At 48.5% G+C, this 19,774-nt stretch carries 16 protein-coding genes; 10 read left to right on the forward strand and 6 right to left on the reverse strand.

Annotation, left to right across the window (positions count from 1 at the left end; genetic code table 11):
- Positions 1-87: 87 nt before the first annotated feature.
- Positions 88-1,005, reverse strand: a complete 918-nt coding sequence (locus DS731_RS08910) for a LysR family transcriptional regulator (RefSeq protein WP_119500983.1) — start codon at positions 1,003-1,005, stop codon at positions 88-90.
- Between the two features lie 131 nt (positions 1,006-1,136).
- On the reverse strand, positions 1,137-1,487 hold the full coding sequence (locus DS731_RS08915) for a rhodanese-like domain-containing protein (protein ID WP_119500984.1): 351 nt from the start codon (positions 1,485-1,487) through the stop codon (positions 1,137-1,139).
- A gap of 206 nt (positions 1,488-1,693) precedes the next feature.
- Here DS731_RS08915 and DS731_RS08920 point away from each other — a divergent pair, with 206 nt between their 5' ends.
- Positions 1,694-2,014, forward strand: a complete 321-nt coding sequence (locus DS731_RS08920; protein ID WP_119500985.1) for an ArsR/SmtB family transcription factor — start codon at positions 1,694-1,696, stop codon at positions 2,012-2,014.
- A 44-nt stretch (positions 2,015-2,058) separates the two neighbouring features.
- Here the strand turns inward: DS731_RS08920 and DS731_RS08925 are convergent, their stop codons facing one another.
- Both DS731_RS08925 and maoP read right to left on the reverse strand, forming a co-directional pair.
- Positions 2,059-2,808 (reverse strand): PRC-barrel domain containing protein, encoded by a 750-nt coding sequence (locus DS731_RS08925; RefSeq protein WP_119500986.1) that lies wholly within the window; start codon positions 2,806-2,808, stop codon positions 2,059-2,061.
- Positions 2,809-3,031: 223 nt separating this feature from the next.
- Positions 3,032-3,388 (reverse strand): DUF413 domain-containing protein, encoded by a 357-nt coding sequence (gene maoP / locus DS731_RS08930; RefSeq protein WP_119500987.1) that lies wholly within the window; start codon positions 3,386-3,388, stop codon positions 3,032-3,034.
- A gap of 316 nt (positions 3,389-3,704) precedes the next feature.
- Between maoP and DS731_RS22050 the strand changes: the two genes are divergently transcribed.
- The 8 genes from DS731_RS22050 (at position 3,705) to DS731_RS08965 (ending at position 15,109) form a co-directional block, all read left to right on the forward strand.
- Positions 3,705-3,869: a hypothetical protein gene (locus DS731_RS22050; protein WP_181013660.1), complete on the forward strand. Its 165-nt coding sequence runs from the start codon at positions 3,705-3,707 to the stop codon at positions 3,867-3,869.
- Positions 3,870-3,995: 126 nt separating this feature from the next.
- Complete coding sequence (locus DS731_RS08935; protein ID WP_119500988.1) at positions 3,996-4,829, forward strand: LysR family transcriptional regulator; 834 nt, start codon at positions 3,996-3,998, stop codon at positions 4,827-4,829.
- A gap of 247 nt (positions 4,830-5,076) precedes the next feature.
- A complete protein-coding gene (locus DS731_RS08940; protein ID WP_119500989.1) occupies positions 5,077-6,228 on the forward strand; it encodes an insulinase family protein in 1,152 nt (383 codons plus the stop codon).
- A gap of 8 nt (positions 6,229-6,236) precedes the next feature.
- Positions 6,237-6,602, forward strand: a complete 366-nt coding sequence (locus DS731_RS08945) for a DUF2750 domain-containing protein (RefSeq protein WP_119500990.1) — start codon at positions 6,237-6,239, stop codon at positions 6,600-6,602.
- 58 nt (positions 6,603-6,660) lie between these two features.
- Positions 6,661-6,894, forward strand: a complete 234-nt coding sequence (locus DS731_RS08950; protein WP_119500991.1) for a DUF2789 family protein — start codon at positions 6,661-6,663, stop codon at positions 6,892-6,894.
- A 172-nt stretch (positions 6,895-7,066) separates the two neighbouring features.
- A complete protein-coding gene (locus DS731_RS08955; RefSeq protein ID WP_119500992.1) occupies positions 7,067-9,232 on the forward strand; it encodes a S46 family peptidase in 2,166 nt (721 codons plus the stop codon).
- Between the two features lie 143 nt (positions 9,233-9,375).
- Positions 9,376-10,683, forward strand: a complete 1,308-nt coding sequence (locus tag DS731_RS08960) for a ribonuclease J (RefSeq protein WP_119503370.1) — start codon at positions 9,376-9,378, stop codon at positions 10,681-10,683.
- A 262-nt stretch (positions 10,684-10,945) separates the two neighbouring features.
- Positions 10,946-15,109, forward strand: coding sequence for an EAL domain-containing protein (locus DS731_RS08965; RefSeq protein WP_161599136.1), 4,164 nt, complete (start codon positions 10,946-10,948; stop codon positions 15,107-15,109).
- Positions 15,110-15,175: 66 nt separating this feature from the next.
- Here the strand turns inward: DS731_RS08965 and DS731_RS08970 are convergent, their stop codons facing one another.
- On the reverse strand, positions 15,176-17,434 hold the full coding sequence (locus tag DS731_RS08970; protein ID WP_119500994.1) for a xanthine dehydrogenase family protein molybdopterin-binding subunit: 2,259 nt from the start codon (positions 17,432-17,434) through the stop codon (positions 15,176-15,178).
- Positions 17,431-17,886 (reverse strand): (2Fe-2S)-binding protein, encoded by a 456-nt coding sequence (locus tag DS731_RS08975; protein WP_119503371.1) that lies wholly within the window; start codon positions 17,884-17,886, stop codon positions 17,431-17,433. Before DS731_RS08975 ends, DS731_RS08970 begins: the two co-directional genes overlap by 4 nt.
- A 191-nt stretch (positions 17,887-18,077) precedes the next feature.
- Between DS731_RS08975 and DS731_RS08980 the strand changes: the two genes are divergently transcribed.
- On the forward strand, positions 18,078-19,754 hold the full coding sequence (locus DS731_RS08980) for an AMP-binding protein (RefSeq protein ID WP_442858444.1): 1,677 nt from the start codon (positions 18,078-18,080) through the stop codon (positions 19,752-19,754).
- Positions 19,755-19,774 lie beyond the last annotated feature (20 nt).

Consider the following 19,774-nt stretch of genomic DNA (forward strand, 5'->3'; position numbering starts at 1 on the left):
CTCCTTTGTTATTATTTTATACGGGACCTGTTTGTTATACCTGCTTACGCTTTTTGGGGCAACTTTTGCGCCCGATTTGCGTGCTGTTTAACGAATTAAAAAGCCTTCCGCTTCTGCTGTGGGAAGATTCATTGACTGATAGCGCAGCTCGCCAATAAAAGCACGGGCAGCGGGTCCGAGACGGTCTCCGTCTTCAAAACAAAGATACAACAGGCCTTTACGTATACCGCTGGTCTCCATCGGAAGTGGTTTCAACAGCCCCTGATTCAGCTGTGGCTTGATAATAGCCAATGGCAGCCATGCGAAACCCAGACCTTTGCATATAATGTCGATTGATGTACGTACGTGGCTTACTGTCCAGCGTTGGTCGGCACCCAGCCAGCCGGATTCAGCTTTGCGTTCTGCAGACGAATCCCGCACCACTATCTGACGGTGAGATTTCAAATCTTCTACGGTCAAAGCACGTTCAAGCTGATGCAGCGGATGGTCCGGGTGGGCAACGGCAACAAATTCAATTTCGCATAAATCTTCGCTGAAACCGTTTTTAACTGCAAAAGGTGAGATAGCAATATCCACTTCAGCAGCTTTTAATAATGAATTTGCACCGTTAAGTACGGTTTCCATCAGTTCTATCCGTAAAAGGGGATATTCCTGAGAGACTTTATTTAAAACATTATATAAAAGCGTAGGCGGGAAAATAATATCAACAGCAATGCGTAATTGCGTCTCTGTGCCACTTTGCAGGTTCGTCGCAACGGCTTCCAGTTTGTGCGCTTCATCAAGGAGAAAATTAGCACGGCGCAGCATTAAGTCACCGGCCTCTGTTAATTTAACTTTTCGCCCGTCATTTTCAAATAAAGTAATGCCAAGGGCTGTTTCAAGTTTTTGAACGGCGTGATGCACACTCGACTGACTTTTATGTACCAGCTGAGCTGCCTGATTAAAGCCACCTGCATCCACGACGGCTTTAAACATCCGCCACTGCTCTAACGTTGCTTTCAACATAATTTTCCGTGTCTGTCTTTAATCAACCACTAAGGTAACTTTGCTTCTGTTTCTGATAATCAGTTTACCTCAGAGCGCACGCGGGTAAAACACGAAAGCATAAAACCTTATCAACCGGTTGCGCAGGTCCGTCATTCAGGGAAGTGTTTACAAATATCTATAACAGGACAGGTGATCACAGAGACATTTTCGTATCCCATCAATGCAAGTTGTTCTGCAGCCAGTTTGGCACGAACCCCTGATGCGCAATGTAAATAAACCGGTTTGCCGGCGTCAGGGAACTTTTCGGCCATCTTCATCTCTAATACCCCCCTGGGGAAATTGATAGCGCTTTCAGACGGTTGGTTCTGACATTCACCCGGCTCACGAACGTCAATCAAAACGCCGTCGTTGGCGGCGCATTCCGACGCTGCCTCTTGAGCAGTGATAATTCGTAAGGGCAGGGTGATAGAAGCAATGCGTTCCTGAATCGTCTTCAGCATAGTTATTCTCCGGAAATGGTCGGGTCATGACAGTCATGCCCCCCGATAGTGATAAAATTCACAATATAAGCTAAATGTAATATAGCTTGCGGTAAATAAACAGTGGTAATACCTTGGAACGCATGTTATTTACGATGAACATTGTTGATAAGTGAGAATCATTTACGCTTTAATACCCACAAATAAATAATAAAGAAGTACTACTAATGACAGCGACTGCAAATAACATTGACACAGAAGAATTGTTATCCCACGCCTCCGAGGCAGAGCGATATTTAAAGCAATTAGCGAACAAAACCCGCCTTATGGTGTTGTGTTCTCTGCTAAATGATGAATTTTCTGTATCAGATTTACTTACCCGGATTCCGGTAACTCAGCCGGTACTTTCTCAACATCTGGCACTTTTACGTGAGGCCAACATGGTGGCCACCCGTCGTGACGGGCAGACAATTTACTATAGTCTTGCTGACGACAGAGTGAAGCAGACTATAGGCCTGCTTTATGGTTTCTTCTGTGCTGCAGAGTGACATCTCCGGTTCTTATTGAATAAAGGCGGCGGCTGCCGCCTTTATTATTTTCGATCTGTCATTAATGGTTTACTTGCCAGAGACGCAAGGTAGTCGGCATCATCAAGGCGGTCATCATCCACTTCCGGTAATGCCATCAGGTCATCATGACTGACGTTCACATGGATCTTATGCGTCGACCAGTCGATGTCTTTTATCAGCGCGGGGGCGAGCGCAATTTTTTTCCCGCCGGGCAGCCAGTTTCGTGTATCAATAATGAAAAGTTGAATGGCCCAGTTGCGTTTGTCGATGACAAAATCACATACGTGACCTGTGTCCTCGCCCTGTGCACTGATATCGTACCCGTTTACTTCGTCGCAGGACCGTAAGTGATTTTCAGGCTTGCTTTCCAGGTTGTCCATGTCGTCCTGCATACTTTGCTGATCAACAAGCTCTGTAGGATGTGAGAAGTCGCCCCAGGCACCCGGTCCCGTCCAGTAATAGCCGTAACCGAAATATTTAAACAAGATTTCTTCATATTCCCGCGATAACGGTTTGTGGTCGTCGATGGATGGACTTTCTTTCAAAGCATCTTTGGTCATAGACACATAAAGTTTTTCTTCTGTGTCATTCACCTCAGTAAGTGAAATGGGGGAGAGTACTACTTTGCGGCCAAGGGGCAGCCACTTGTGTGTGTCGGCCACAAAATACCGGATAACGAAATCCTGATCATCAAACAAAACATCTTTACACTGACCAATATCGCCGTCAGTGGCATGAATTCCGAATTTTGTCAGGGTATTAAAAGCAATCATCTTTTTGTCCTTTTTGCCTGCTTAAACCATAAGCGCAGTGAAATCCCGGTCTTACAAGTACTGAGATTGCACGGGTATACATGCTGTTTCGTACAGGCAATCTAAAAAGATCACAAAAAGCTGCGGGAAAAAGTAAAAAGTTAAAGCGTGAATAAAACGGCAAAACCTGACCGGTTCCATGAAAGAAACCGGGCAGGTTCATAAAGATGGCTGTGAAGATGAATCAGGCGACGTCGAATGTTTCGTCTGAGTAGTCATCATCAAATTCGGCCGCGTTGCTGGCCGAACTGTGTAACGTGTAGAAGTTACGTTTTCCACGGGCAAGGTGTACGTACTTTTGCCACGCTTTTTCCAGTCCGTTCTCAGCCGGAACAGTACCGGAAATGAAAGCGACAAAGTGTTTTTCGTCAGCGGATTCAGGTTGTATTGTGCCTGATTCCAGATCACACAAAGTTTTACCGTAACGGGTCAGCAAGTCGGCCTCAGGAATACTGAAGTCTCCGGATTTTCTAAAACCGTACGGAAATTTAACCCTGTCGATAAAGGGCTTTGGAGCTGGTCGGATATCAAACGTTTTCATGGCGAAGTCTCGAAAAGGAGTAAACTCAGCAGACTTTTAAATCAATAAAAACATCATGGGAAACAAATTTTTTTTACCTTTAAGATAAATTATTTTGAATGTGCTTTTGTCAGGACGACAAGCACCGTGAGCAGTCCGGGAAACGGGCTCAACGGGGAAATTAGCCCTTTAACGTTACACGAGTGAGGTATCTCATGAACAGAGGGTGGTTGATTTTTGTTCAGTGAAATTATTCATCGTCACGATGATTAATTTTTGTTTCCCATTTTTGTCAGCACACTGATAATGGAGATGTGGCAATAACTATGAGACTGCAATGAGTAAAGACTATCGTTACCAGCGTGAAGAATGGGACTCGGTAGAAGATGGTGACCTTCACGGCAAAAAAGGCCAGGACCGTCGTCATCAGGTGAAAACTAAGCAAAAGCGTGACGTTCAGCGTCGCGAAAAACAGCGAAGGCTTCACCAGGAAAGTTACTGATAACACGCGATTAATGTTATCTGAGCAACGCATCAGTTTTCTGATGCGTTGTGTACATTTTTGTTTTACAACCATAGAAAGCTGTGAGACCGTATACCTTGTAACGTGACTCGCTGTGTAGCATCTATGGATATCCGCTTTTTATCTACCTTTCTTGAAGTTGTTAAGACCCGGCATTTTGGTAAAGCCGCTGAGAATCTTTATCTGACACAATCTGCTGTCAGCGCCAGAATTAAACTGCTGGAAGAGTATTTTCAGACCACTTTATTTATACGCCACCGCAACAGTATTCAATTGACGCAGGCTGGTGAGAAACTCCTTCCTTTCGCGCATCAACTGACCGACACGCTAAAAGACGCCAAACGGGAACTGCAAGCCGAATCCGGCGAATTTGTGGTGTGCGCCGCTACCCAGCTGGCCAGTGAAATGGGGTTCACGTCTGTGCTGGGAAAAGTTCATCAGGCATTTCCTGACTGGTCTGTAAAAGCCGAAGTGCTTACGCTGGACAGCTTATCCCGTCAGCTTCATGAAAGAACCATCGACATTGCATTGTCTTCAGAACCGCTGAAGTCTGAAGAAATTCTGAGTACCGAGTTGCTGTGTGAACCCCTTGCTATGTTTGCTTATGGTACTGAAGCAGAAGAGCCTGCGCCGAACACCTACGTGTCTGTAGAGTGGGGCAGCAAAGTCAGGGATAAGTTACAGCAAATCAGTCCTCAGCTCCGTGATGCCAGACTCAGTACAAATTCTCTCCGGCTGGCTGCCAGTAGCCTTACTGAAGAAGGCGGTTTTGCGTTGTTACCGGAATCGGTTGCAAAAAAATTGTTACCGGCCGGGGAACTCCGTTGTGTCAGTACCTTTGAGGATCTCTCTGCGACGGTTTATCTTAATACAATGAAATCGGTTAAACGTCCTGGGCTACCCGCACTGCTCGATTTACTCACATCCGCTCAAGTGTGATATTACCGGTATCGTCCGGTCACTCACCTTTTTATTTACATCGTCAGACTGGCGTAATACCAGTCTGAATCTGGCATTTAATTCTGTTTGGGTTATGATATCTGCATGCGGTTAAACTTTCGCCAGTCTGGCGGATGAAAAGTTACCGTTTATCTCTGTGTCTGACGGATTTAGCACAGATGAGAACCAAATCACTATTAATACTGTATTGACTGACAGAATATGCGGCCATGGAAGGAGTAAAAGCATGCGTTGTCTGAAAATATGGGGTCTGGTAATCGCGTGTTTGACCTCATGGGCGTTAACAGCCTCTGTTGAAACTGTCTCTGCGGAACCAGTTCCGGCGAAATATTCCTCATCTGTTACCAGTGCGGTACAGCTACAGCCTGCCAACGGCGAAGTGTTCAATTCTGTTGCTCAGGGCGCGATAACGTTCACCCTGGAAAATGGCCTTAACGTGGTCATGCTGCCCATGAATACAACAGCCGCCGTCACCTTACATTTGCAGTTTGATACCAACCGGTATCCTGATAAACCTTTGCCCGGATTACCTGCGCTGGTTTTCGACGTACTGGCAGCAAATCCCGCTTTGTCAGATTTTAACGGTGATCTCCGGCTGGTCAGCGGCGCCCGTACCAGTCAGGTGAGCGTGGATACGTCCGGCGAAAAAGCTGTGGAAGCGGTTAATGTGCTGGCACAGGCTGTACGCTATAACGGTATTGATGAAGACATTCTGGCAAGAACAAAAGCTGAACACTGGCGGAACTATGAAATTGCCGGTTTGCAAAAAGCCACCGGTATTGAGGCCGGTAATTTAAGCCGCGGGACAGTGCAACCGGAAGCGGCTTTATTTTTGAATATCACCGGCGATGATATCCGCAACTATGTGACTGACACACTGGTGGCCAGCCGTGCCAGACTCTTTGTGGCAGGATATTTTATGCCGGATAAAATGGAACAGGCCATACGACAGGCATTTGCCGGCATGCCGGCTGGAAACGCAGGTGCGTCCGCCGGTGAAAATCGCTATGCCGGCTACACGTTAGTTCACCGTGAAGTGGCAACGCCCGCCAGCCGGTTAACAGCAGCCTTTGCGCCGGAAAAACGCTTAACGGCGGAGGATAAAACTGCTTCCAGCTTTGTGTTACCGCAACACCAACGCGGTGAATTAATTAATCAGTTAGCAAATCTTTACGCTTTTGACTTGCAGGAAAGAAGTCTGACCCAATATATCAGCTATATTCATCAAAGATCAGTCGTCCGGTCTGGCAATACTGTGGAGAGAAATCCCATGGCAGATTCATTATCATCGGGTAATGGAAAGCCGGAATATCAAACACAGGATGATAAGCCGGATGCTGAAAAATTTAAGTCAGATAACCGCTTGCCGGTTCTGTAAGGAAATGTATGTCTTTATCTCACCCTCTACTTGAAGTCAGTGCTGAAAAACGCCTTCAGGCCACCGTTGAATCCGTCATTGAAAATGGCGAGGTGTGGATCTTAAAAGATGACGATGGTTGTGTGATGCTCACTTCTGATGAAGAAGACGGTGTGCCGGTATGGCCTGATGAGGCGCTGGCTGCACTCTGGGCTACGGATGAATGGTCTCACTGTGAGCCGTTACGTATTTCCCTGCAGGACTGGATGCAAAAGTGGACACCGGGCCTGTTGAAAGACGCGCTGGTGGTCATGGTTTGCCCGGTACCGGGTGAAGAAGGCGAGATTATTGATCCGGATGTTATGGCGGAGAAAATTCTCGCTGCAAAAGGCTGATCGCAGGGGCTGCCTCTTACGTTAAAACCGTATCAGAAATGAATAAAAGGAGCAGCGCATGTTATTGCAACAACCCACGATGCAGGATCTGTTCGCTCAACTCGGTCTGGACAACAGCGATGAAGCGATTGAAAATTTTGTCGAAAAACACCGGGGTTTGAACGACAGCAGACACATTGAAGATGCACCTTTCTGGAATGATGCACAGGCTACATTCTTGAGAAGTGCGTTGCTGGAGGATGCTGAATGGGTCGAAATTATCGATCAACTGAATGCCGAACTGCATCATTAAATAAAGTCACGCCCTGCATATGACAGGGCGTTTTTTTGCTCTTCCCTGACACATTTTCTCACACTCTTTAGCGTCTCAACGCGAACCAGTGTCCTTTTGCAATTTCCATTCTGATGTCTGCCGGGTAAACTAGGGACGTAGAATAACGATGGAAAAAAGCAAAGGAATCAAGATGTCCCGAAAAACAATCATTGCTGCGTCAGTGGCATTTTGCTGTGCAGCGCTTCCGGCACTGGCAAAAGAAGGTATGTTTACCCCTGAACAGCTCCCGCAAATAGCCGGTGACCTTAAAAATACCGGTCTGGAGATTTCTCCTGAAAAGCTCTCTGACTTAACCGGATTTCCCATGGGCGCGATTGTTTCCCTTGGCGGTTGCTCTGCTTCGTTTGTTTCCGCACAGGGTCTGGCCGTTACCAATCATCACTGTGCCCGGGGCTCAGTGCAGTACAACAGTACACCTGACAACAATTATCTGGAAAACGGTTTTCTGGCAAAGGAACTGGCAGATGAGCTGCCGGCTGCACCCGGCACGCGCATGTTCGTTACTGTGGATTTTGCCGATGTGACCAGTCGGGTGACCGGCACGCTAAGTGAGGATTTACAGGGCCGGCAACGCTATGATGCCATCGAGCAAAACCGCAAGGCGATTATTGCTGAATGTGAAGCAGAGCCCGGTTACCGCTGTTCCGTGCCGGCTTTTTTCCAGGGACTGGAATATAAATTAATCAAGCAAATGGAAATACGCGATGTACGCATCGCCTATGCACCGGCGGAGTCCACCGGAAAATACGGCGGTGAAATTGATAACTGGATGTGGCCCCGCCACACAGGGGACTTCTCATTTTACCGCGCTTATGTGGGACCGGACGGAAAGCCGGCTGACTACAGTGAAGATAACGTCCCTTATCAGCCTGCCCAAATACTCAAGGTCTCTGCAGCCGGACTGGATGACGGCGATTTTGTGATGGCCGCAGGTTATCCCGGTTCGACAAACCGCTATGCCAGACTTTCACTGGTTTCCTATACGTTTGACTGGTTGTATCCCACATACCTTGATTTGGTGGGGCAGTGGGTGGATACCATCAAGGGCGCATCTGAAGAGGGCAGTGATGCGCGGATAAAATATGATGCCTTGCTCGCCAGCCTGAATAACTTTCTGAAAAATACTCAGGGACAACTTGAAGGCGCTAAGCGGGTGGGACTGGTATCGCGCCGCGCTGAAAGAGAAGAAGCACTGACTTCCTGGCTTACGTCGCAGGATAAAAATGCCCTGGTTGACAATATCACTCAACTGGACAGCGTCATGGAGGAACGCATCAGAAATAACAAGCAAAATTTCTGGTATAAAAATTTGTCCCGTGCACAGTTATTGTCAGTGGCGAAACAGCTTTACCGCAATGCAATAGAAAGAGAGAAACCGGATGCTGAACGTGAACCGGGTTTTCAGGAGCGGGACCGTTCACGGCTGGAAGAAAGCCTGACCCGGGTTGACCGCCGCTTTGATGCCGCTGTTGATAAAGCGGTATGGAAAAAAATGATTTCTCTTTACATGGCTCAGCCTGAAGAAGCCCGGGTGAAAGCCTTTGATAATGCAATGGGTTTGAAGGCCGCAGCTGATAAAGGAAACCTGGATGAAGTACTGGATACTTTTTATCGTGAAACTACACTGAAAGATACTGAAATGCGGGTGAACTGGCTCAAGGCCGGTCGCAGTGAATTTGAGAGCAGTAAAGATCCTTTCATTCGTCTTGCTGTGGCGTTGTATGACACTGAAATGCAGATCGAAGATGCCACAAAAGCGCTGCAGGGACAGTCTGCTGCCTTGCAGCCTTTGTACATGCAAGCCATTATTGACTGGCAGAAATCAAAAGGTAGCCTGGCGTACCCTGATGCCAACAGTACACTGAGGGTGACCTATGGAAATGTACTCGGCGGCTCGCCAAAAGACGGCTTAATCTATGAACCGTTTACCCGTCTTGAAGGTATTTTAGAGAAAGACACCGGGGAAAGTCCCTTCAATGCACCGGCAAAATTGTTGTCGCTGATTGAAGAAAAGCAGTACGGACCTTATAAGCTGGATAGTATTAACAGTGTGCCGGTCAATTTCCTTACCGATCTGGATTCCACCGGCGGTAACTCAGGCTCTGCAACGCTGAATGCCAATGCTGAGCTGGTCGGCTTGTTGTTCGACGGTACATTTGAAAGTGTTAACTCAGACTGGGATTTTGATCCCCGTACAACACGTACTATTCATGTTGATGCGCGATACATGCTGTGGGTAATGGAATATGTAGACGGCGCAACCAATCTCATTGATGAAATGACCATCGTGAAATAATTGCCCGTTCTGACTACGTACGGCCTGTGATTGACAGGCCGTTTTTATTTTAACTTCTTGATGGGGAGGTGATTATCAGCTCACTTAATCCGGCAAAAGATGATTTATGGTTTATTCCGCTGGGCGGTACCGGTGAAATTGGCATGAACCTGAATCTTTATGGACACGACGGACAGTGGTTAATGGTGGATTGCGGCGTCTCTTTTAATGAGCCTCTGTATCCGGCCGCTGACACGGGCGTCACGAAAGATGCCTTATTTTCTGTTGTCGCGCCGGACCCGGAATTTATCACATCCCGTAAAGAGCAACTGGCCGGCCTGGTGATAACCCATGCTCATGAAGATCACGTCGGTGCGGTTCCTTATATCTGGCAACGGTTTCGTTGTCCTGTTTATACCACGCCGTTTACTGCCGAAGTGCTGCGCCGCAAACTGGCGAGGGAAAATATGGCCGGACGGGTGCCAATTATAGAAGTGTCGGAAAACAGCACCCACACGATTGGGCCTTTCACCGTGCGCTGGCTGGCTATCACTCATTCCATTCCAGATCCCTACGCAATATTGATAGATACCTCCGCAGGTAAAATTTTTCATACCGCTGACTGGAAAATTGATGCCCAGCCTGTGTCAGGCAAGCCTTTTCAGCACACACTGTATCAGGCCCTGCAGGACGAAAACATTCTGGCCATGGTGGGGGATTCCACCAACGCATTAAAGCCCGGTATGTCACTGTCTGAACGTAATTGCTTCGATGGTTTGTTGTCAGTTATCAAACCATTGAAGGGCAGAGTAGTGGTAGCCTGTTTTGCCAGTAACATCGCCAGATTGATTTCTCTGGCGCGGATTGCTCAACGGACAGGGCGTTACCTTGCCCTGCTTGGCCGCTCACTCATCAACATGGTCAGCATTGCCAGGGCTCAGGGCTTCTGGCCGGAAGATATTACGCTGGCAGATCCTGAACATATTGGCTACTTACCACCCGAAGAGGTGCTGGTGGTGGCAACAGGTAGCCAGGGAGAGCCCCGGGCTGCGCTCTCCCGTCTGGCAACAAACAGTCATCCGCAACTGGAGCTGGCCAGAGGCGATCATGTTATTTTTTCCAGCATAGTGATACCCGGTAACGAAAAGCCGGTAGAGCGGTTGCTGTCCCGTTTTGCAGCTATGGGAGTCAGTACGTTGCTCAGTGAAGACAGTCCCCTTCCTGTTCACGCCAGCGGTCACCCCTGTGCTGAAGAGCTTAAGCTTATGTATCACTGGGTGAAGCCGGAAATTGCCATTCCTGTACATGGCGAAGCTGCACATCTGCAGGCCCATGCAGATATTGCAAAATTATGCGGTATCCGGAAAACCTATGTGGGCACCAATGGTGATCTTTACCGCCTCGCTCCTCAGGCCGGTATCAAACGCGGCGCGGTGAAAGCCGGCCGGATCCCTATCAGGGAAAAGGACTGACACGTATTAACAGCTTCTTATTTTTCAATGAGGTATGTAAATTTATCCTCAGGTCAGGCAGTGCCGCTTTCAATTATGTGCAGAATCGTTAAACTGCACACCATAGACAAATAGCAATTGCGGTTCGCTGTGTCAGACCGGTAAAAAAACGGTGCACGGCGAAGTTGTCAGGCCCGGTGAGGCCTCTCATGTCTAAGTGAAACGACACCTGATGATAACAATGAAAATAATGCGCCAGTTCCCGGACATCAGGGAACGATTAATGACACTGTTGTTTTTTATTCTGTTTTTTCTTACCGGCACGGTGAATGCCGCTCCTCTTATCGAAGATCCCACTTTTTTACAGCTCGGTACCGCCGATGGTCTGGCTCAGGACAAGGTTCAGGATATCGTGCGCGACCGTGACGGATTTATCTGGGTGGCGACAGAAGGGGGCGTGAGCCGCTGGGATGGTTACCGTTTTGTTACCCTGGAAGGGCCGGACGGCTTGTTCGTCAACAACGAAATCCGCAACTTGTTTGTCGACAGCAGCAATCGACTGTGGGTTTCCACTTACTCTGACGGCGTTTATTTTTTTGATTTAAACAGTAACCGTTACCAACTGGTCAGCAGAGTCAGTTATTTTGATGAAGAAGGGTGGACGCAAGGTGCTGATGCCTTCGAAGAACTGGCGGACGGTTCTATGGTGGTGGCGCTGGAACAGCACATTATCAGATATTATCCCAAAACCGGTGAAAGTACTGAACTGTATCGTCTTACCAAAGAGCATATCGGAGAGGGGAACGTAATCAGGGATGTAAAGAGTATTGGTGACCAGCTCTTTATCGCCACAAGTTACGGCCTGGAAGTTATGTCACTGTCAAAAGGGCTGGCAAGTCTTAAAACCCTCAACTGTCTGCCTGCCGGTGATATCTCCAATCTTTCCGTTAATACAAAAACCTTATATACCCCTTCTCCGGATACATTATTTATCGGCACGGTAGGGGGGCTTTTTTCAATCCCGGTGACTGGCTTTACCGAAAAAGATGGTGATGTTATTGAGGTTCAGGGCAGTCGTGTCGTTAAAGATCGCAATATCTGGACAATGACACCGGCCGGTAACGGAGAGTACTGGCTGGGCACAGACCTGGGACTGTTCAGGTTGTACCGTGAAAATGACCAGTGGCAAAACAGCCATATTCTTTATCCTCATGCAGGCATCATTGCGCTGGCTGACAAAAGTATCCGCAGCTTGTTGTCAGATGAGCAGGGGAACTTATGGATGGGCAGCATATATGGTGGTCTTTTGTTCTGGTATGCCAAGCCATTGGGTATCGAGACGTATCAGAACACCATTCGTGACGATAAGCCGGTCGTGGCAGATAACACCGTATGGTCATTTTTGCAGGAAGACGACATTCTCTGGGTGGGTACCAAAAACGGATTAACAGCATTCAATCTTAAAACAGAAGAAAGCCGGCATTTCCTTCGTGAAAATGATATCGCCAACAGCAGCGATGTCAGTATTATCATGAATATCTATCCTGCACCGGGTGACAATTTAATTCTGGAGACATACAGAGGACTGCGAACGTTCTCTAAGCAAACCGGAAAAATCAGTCTGCTACCGGCACATACACCGGAGGCTGAAAAAGTCTTAAACGATTGGAATTTTGGCACAGCAACGGACAACGAAGGCCGCATTTATTTTATTTCCCGCGGCTTCTGGCGCTACGACCCGGCCACAGAAAAACTGGAATCTCTGCCGCTTGATATCGAAGGCATTAATGCCAACTATTCCTTCACCTTTCTTGGCGCAGATAAGCGCTACCCCGGCAAGATCTTCTTGTCAGTGAGAGACGCCGTTCTGATGGTAGATACCACGGATTTCGGGATCCGCGATGTCTACCGGTTTCCTGAAAAGGAACGCAATAATATCAGCGCGGTTACCAGCTTCATGGTCGACAGTCACGATGTACTCTGGCTGGGCTTTCCCAGTTACGGCATGGTGGGTTTAGACGCTGAAACCTTTGCTGTGAAAACATACCTGAACGGAACAGAGTCATTGTTCACAGACATTGTTTACAGCCTCACCGGAGATGAAAGCGGGAACATCTGGTTTACTACTCATGGATTCCTCGGGCGTTATTCACCCCTTTCCGGTTCCGTAGAGCGGTACCGTTACGGAGAAGACATCAGAGTCTCTGAGTTTAATGATGGCGCAGCGTTAAAGCTTAGTGACGGACGCCTGGCATTTGGTTCTACGGCGGGATTCGTGTTGTTTGATCCGGAAAAATTGCTGGATAAAGCAAAGCAACGGGCCCGTAGCGTGAAAAAAATGGTGATCAGCAATGTGTTGCTGGATTCCCGCATGATCCATGAACCCATGCGAAACCTTAGTGGTGAACATGTTACGTTTAATCATGACGACTACGGCATTACTATTCAGTTCACTGCGCTGTCGTCCAGTTACAGCCGCGATACAACATTCCGCTATAAGCTCGTCAGAGAAAATTCGGTGGTCAGTGAGTCGGTCTCCAAAAACGGCAGTGTCACATTTGCATTTCTGTCTCCGGGCGAATATCACTTTGATGTGTCTCCGTTAAAGCAGGAGAACGATGTGGTGCTGCTGCCGGCTTCATTGTCTTTTACCATTCCGTATCCGCCGTTACGTTCACCGGTGGCTTACAGTATTTATTTTTGTTTTCTGCTGCTTTTACTTGCCAGTTATCTCTTTCACCGGCAGCGTCAGCAAAACCGTTTACATCAGGCGCAACACCAGGTGCGTTTGTTCGGTGACGCGTTTCAGCACACCCGTGACTGGGTAATGATTTTCGACAACGCTTATATGCCGGTGGCTGTGAATCCTTCATGCTGTGCTGCATTCGGGCTCGACAGCGACAAGGGACTGGAACGCCAGCTGAATCGTATGTTTGAGAACTCGCCGCGACTGGGTAAAACGTTAAGGGAAAAATTATCTGTACTGAAAGCCGGCGAGTTCTGGAAGAGCGAAGAAAGTCTCACCGGTGCTGATGGCCGCCATTATGATGTGCTGGTTGAAGTCTCTGTGACCGGCACGACGACTGATGCGGATAAAATCGACCATTACCTCATTATTATGTCAGATATTACGGAGCAGAAAAACGCCGAGAGAAAGCTTATTAAAGTGGCGAACTACGACAGTCTGACCGGTCTGGTTAACCGGACACTGTTGCTCGAAAGGCTTGAACAAGCGATTGAGCGTGCCAATCACCATGGCAGCGAGGTGGGCGTATTGTTCGTCGATCTGGACAGGTTTAAAGGCATTAATGATTCTTTAGGACATGATTATGGCGATAAGTTGCTCAGGGTTGTTGCCAACCGCATGCTGAATCTGGCATCACCGGACGATACTGTAGCCAGACTGGGCGGTGATGAGTTTGTTATTGTGACTGAAAATGTTACTGACAGGCAAAGAGTCGGTGAGTTTGTCGGCCACCTGATTGAGTCCGTAGAAACCCCTATCGCACTTGGCAACGAAGTAGTGCGGGTGTCTGCCAGTGTGGGGATTTCTTTTTATCCCGAAGATGCCTCTGAGCCTGCTGAATTGCTGAAACAATCAGATGTGGCCATGTATACGGCGAAGAAAGATACTGTGTCCGGCTTCAGTTATTTTACTGAAGATATGAATGCCAAAGTCCGCGACAGACTTAAGCTGGAAAACAGGGTGAAAAAGGCCTGGCAGGAACAGTGTTTTTACAATCATTATCAGCCCATCATTAATGCGAAAACCGGCAAAACTGTCGGGGTCGAATTGCTGCTTCGTTGCTCACTTAATGATCCTCCTTTATACCCGTCCGAATTCATTCCAATACTGGAAGAGTTACGTTATGTGATTGATGTAACCCGTGCTGCTATGCAGGGCGCCGTGGATGATCTGAAAACATGGTATGCGGACGGCTTTGAGGGGTATGTGGCCATTAACCTCTCAGCTTTACACTTTAAAACCGAGTTCGATATTGATGGTGTGAAAGCCTTGCTGGATGAGGCCGGATTGCCACGGAGTGCATTGCGCTTCGAGCTTACTGAAGGGATCCTGATGGATGATGCGGAAGGCGCTCTCCGTCAGGTTAACCGGTTTATCGAAGCCGGTTTTGTGCTGGCACTGGATGACTTTGGTACCGGCTATTCATCATTGAGTTATCTGAAAAAATTCCCGCTTCAGGTACTAAAAATCGATAAAAGTTTTGTCGATGATATTGAACCCGATGGCAGTAACGATGCGCTGGTGCTGGCGACCATAGAAATGGCAACTAATCTGAATATGCGTTGTGTCGCTGAAGGAGTAGAAGAAGCCGGACAGGTAGAATACTTACTTGAGAAGGGATGTATTTACCACCAGGGCTATTATTATTCCCGCCCTGTAGAAGCGAAATATGTGCCTGAGCTACTGAAACGCCAGTGGTAATAGCCATTCACTTGTTATTACCGGCAAAATGCCTGTACTGAGTACAGGCATTTTACTTTTCAACGCTTAGCTTTTCAGGTTGAGTTTTAACGGTAACGGCAAGGTTTTAAAGCGCTGGCCGGTAGCGGCAAATAACGCATTGCACAGGGCCGGCGTAAATGGCGGCGTCGGTGGCTCACCGACTCCGGCCGCCGGCGCATCACTGTCGACGATATCAATCTCAAAGTGTGCCGGTGCATGTTGCATGCGTGCCACGGTGTAGTTGTGGAAATTGCTCTGATCTATCGCCCCGTCTGTGGCTGAAATCTGCCCCAGCGCACAGCTCAAACCATAAACAGAACCCCCTTCACACTGCGCCCGTACATGTTCCGGGTTTACGATGGTGCCGGCATCAATACTGACCCAGGTAGCCGGAATACGCCACGTACCGTCTTCTTTCACTTCTATTTCCACCACGGTTGCGGTGTAACTTAAAAATGAGCGGTGGGCTGCCAGACCGAGGTAGCGACCCTGTGACTTCCGTTTATCCCAGTCTGCCATGGCCGTCACTCTTTCAATTACATTGATCAGGCGGCCGGTATCTACAGGGTATTTTTCAATGGGATCGCCATAATTTTCATACGCTGCGCCTTCCGCTTTTAAGTCAATCAGACGGGCAGGGCCAATGAGTGACAGCAGATGAGCTTTGGGATCCTGCCCGGCGTGATGGGCCAGTTCGTCAGCGAAACTCTGCACTGCCCAGGCATGGAAAATATTGCATACGCTGCGTAGCCAGCCGATTCTCACATGGTTAACCGCTTCACCTTTTTGCAGCAACATATTATCGATATTGAAAGGGTTATCCATGAATCCCAGACTCAGCTCGCCGTTTGATGGTGTGGTAACGCCGCCGGCGAAGGTGGTGGAAATTGACGGAAATGCGGTGCAGTGTTGCCAGGCCAGCGTTTTTCCATTTTTATCCTGCGCAGCTTTAAGGTGCTGGGCACTCACACTATGATAATAACCATGCTGAATGTCGTCTTCCCGCCGCCAGATAAGCTTAACGGGAGCGCCGGTTTGCTTTGAAAGCAGTGCGGCTTCAGCAGCATAGTCCGGCTTTGACTTACGTCCGAAACCGCCACCGAGCAAGGTCACATTGACCGTCACATTGTCAGCCGGGATCCCAAGGGCGCCGGCCACGTTATTGCGGGTAGCCTGAGGTGTTTGTGTACATGCCCAGATTTCAGCTTTATCACCCTTTACGTGAGCTGTTGCCGCCGGCGGTTCCATAGGCGCCTGTGCGAGAAGGGGGGCGAAATAAGTCGATTCAATAACCTTGTCTGACGACGCCAGTACAGCCGGAGCATCTCCTTTCGACCTGACAGTTTCGCCGCCTTTTTGGGCTGAGGCAATGAGCGCCTGTTTTTCATCTTCAAACTGATAATGGCTATGTTCGTTTTGTGTCCACTCAATGTTCAGCGCTTTTGCGCCCTGCATGGCAGACCAGGTGGACGCGGCCACGACGGCAACACCACCTAACGGATTAAACATGGCCGGTGCTGCAGCAGCCGGCATGGTGATAATATGTTTAACGCCGCTGACCTGTTTCGCTTTGCTGTCGTCCAGCGATTTTACCGTCGTGAACATGACAGGAGGGCGCACGATAACAGCGGTAAGCATGCCTTCACGTTGCACATCCTGACCATATACGGTGCTTCCGGCTACCACATCCGGTAAGTCGACACTGGCAATGCCTTTGCCACTGTATTTAAAGGCGGACTTTTCCTTAACAGTGACATCTGCTTCGGCAGGGACAGACAAGGTTGCTGCAACAGGAACCAGACTGGCAAAGCCGGCTTTGCGGCCTGTTGGCTTGTGTACTACGAAATGGTTTTCACAAACGCACTCACTGCTGTCAATTCCCCAGCCTTTCGCTGCGGCTTGTCTGAGCATCAATGCAGCGGTTGCGCCTGCTATTCTCAGCCGGTCGTAATTCCGGCGGATACTTCTGGATCCGTCTGTATTCTGGTCACCGTAAACCGGGTCGCCTGTTGCCTGAGTCACTTTGACCATGGACCAGTCGGCATCCAGTTCGTCAGCAATGATTTGCGCAATGGCGGTGCGGATCTGCTGACCCATTTCCGAGCGGTGACAAGTGACAGTAATTACACCTTCCTCGCTGACGGACACAAACAGGTTCGGCGTAAGACGCTCAACTGATGTGGCCATTTCTGCACCAAGAGCGTGAGTGGCCGGCAGCAATGTCACGGACAGGGAAAAGCCACCGGCAGCGGCAGATTTTTTCAGAAACGAGCGGCGTGACAGATTCAAATCAAATGTAGTCATTTTCCTGCCTCCGCTGCTTTTTTAATGGCTTTTTTAATTCTGGGATACGTACCGCACCGGCAGATATTGCCCGACATGGCCCGTTCGATGTCTGCGTCATCAGGCGAAGGATTAGAGGCAAGCAGGGAAGCTGCCTGCATAATCTGACCACTCTGGCAGTAGCCACACTGGGGAACATGTTCCTCTGCCCAGCTTATTTGCAACGGGTGAGCATTGTTTTCATCCAGCCCTTCGATTGTGGTGACTGTTTTGCCGTCTGCTGCAGACATGGGTAACTGACAGGAACGCGTAGCCTGACCATCCAGATGTACAGTACATGCGCCGCACAGTGCCATGCCACAGCCGTATTTCGTGCCTGTCATCTTCAGGTCGTCACGGATGTACCACAGCAGGGGCATGGCCGGGTCGCCGTCATACTCCTGAGTTTTGCCATTAATTGTAATTTTCATGATTTCGCCTTGTTTGTTCATTCCTTGTTCCCTGGTCAGTGCCGGGAGCGAAAAATGTATGCCTGTTAACTGGTTTAAGTGGTGTAAGTGTCAGTATCTACTATGATTAACCATGAATAACGCTTAGATTTATATAACCGCTTTGTGAATTTAATGTTAATCTCTGCGATACAATAGCAATAAAAACGGATGTAATGTCAATGACTCTAGCCGTCGTAAATGAAAATCAGCAAGTTCAGTATAGCCCTCTGGCAATGCTGTACCATTGGGAAAATACCCGGCCCGCCGATACCTTTCTTGTTCAGCCTTCAGAGGGTCATTATCAACCTTATTCCTACGCGCAGGTTGCCGGTCTTGCAAGACGGGTTGCCCGTCGGTTAACTGAGTTATCACTGCCTGCCGGCAGCCGTATTGGTATTTTCGCTAAAAATTGCGCGGAATGGTTTGTCGTTGATCTCGGGATCATGATGGCTGGTCATATTTCGGTACCCATTTTTGCTTCTGCCGGCGGGGATACGCTGAATTATATTATTCGCCATGCAGATATTAAGCTCATGTTCATCGGCAAACTGGATAAGCCCGATACGCAATTACCTGCAGTGCCGGCTGACTTGCATACTGTGGCAATGCCTTATCCCGGGATCCCTGCCAGCGAAAAATGGGAAGCCTTTATTGCCTGCGAACCGCTAGCCGGCTCGCCTGATCGTGATCTTGATGATGTAATGACCATTATCTACACCTCCGGCAGCACCGGCGAGCCTAAAGGTGTGGTGCACAGTTTTCGCAGTATTTGCTGGGCAGCGGCTAATTCACTGGAAGCGCTGACGTTCTGTGCCACTGACCGGATGATGAGTTATTTGCCGCTGGCGCACATAACCGAACGGGTACTGGTAGAACTGGCCAGCTTCTATGCCGGCGGAAAAATCCACTTTGTCGAATCCCTTGATACCTTCCAGCGGGACGTAAAACATTGTCAGCCCACCTTGTTCATTTCTGTACCGCGGCTGTGGACCAAGTTCAGAGATGGTGTGCTTGGCAAAATGCCGCAGAAAAAATTGTCTTTGCTGTTAGCTATTCCTTTTATCAATTCCATGGTGAAAAAGAAGATACAGCAGGGATTGGGGTTATCAGAAGCACGCTTGTTTGCCAGCGGTTCAGCACCATTGGCCCCCGCTATTATCAGTTGGTTCAGTAAGATTGGTATTCCCATCAGTGAAGGCTGGGGAATGACGGAAAACAGTGCATACGGGTCTGCCTGCGTACCATTCCGGCAGGATAAAATAGGTAAAATCGGGAAGGCTTATAAGGGTGTGGATATCCGCATCAGCAGTGAAGGCGAAATTCAGGTTAAGTCTCCCTGTAACATGGTGGAGTATTACCTGGACCCGGTAAAAACGGCGGAAGTCCTGACCCCTGACGGTTATTTAAAAACCGGTGATAAGGGAGAAATTGACAACGAAGGGTACGTGAAAATTACCGGACGCCTGAAGGATATATTTAAAACAGAAAAAGGAAAATATGTGACGCCGGCGCCCATTGAAGCCCGCATCATGGAGAATGATTTAATTGAGCAGGTGTGCGTCGTCGGTACCGGATTGCCTCAACCGGTGGCCTTACTGGTGTTATCGGAGGAAGCCGTTAAGCAACCCAAACTGACACTGGAAACCCGTTTGCAAAGTACACTGAACGCAGTAAACAGCAATCTGGAAAGCCATCAGAAGCTTGATCATATGCTGGTGATCAATGAGGAGTGGACCATCGACAATGGATTACTCACTCCCACGCTGAAAGTGAAACGACATGTGCTGGAGGAGCGGTATAAGTCAGTAATACTGGCCGGATACCGGGAACCGGTTGTGTGGATTAACTAAATTTTTGGTTAAATTTAATA

It is taken from the genome of Alteromonas sp. RKMC-009 (assembly GCF_003584565.2).
Classification (GTDB): Bacteria; Pseudomonadota; Gammaproteobacteria; order Enterobacterales; family Alteromonadaceae; genus Alteromonas.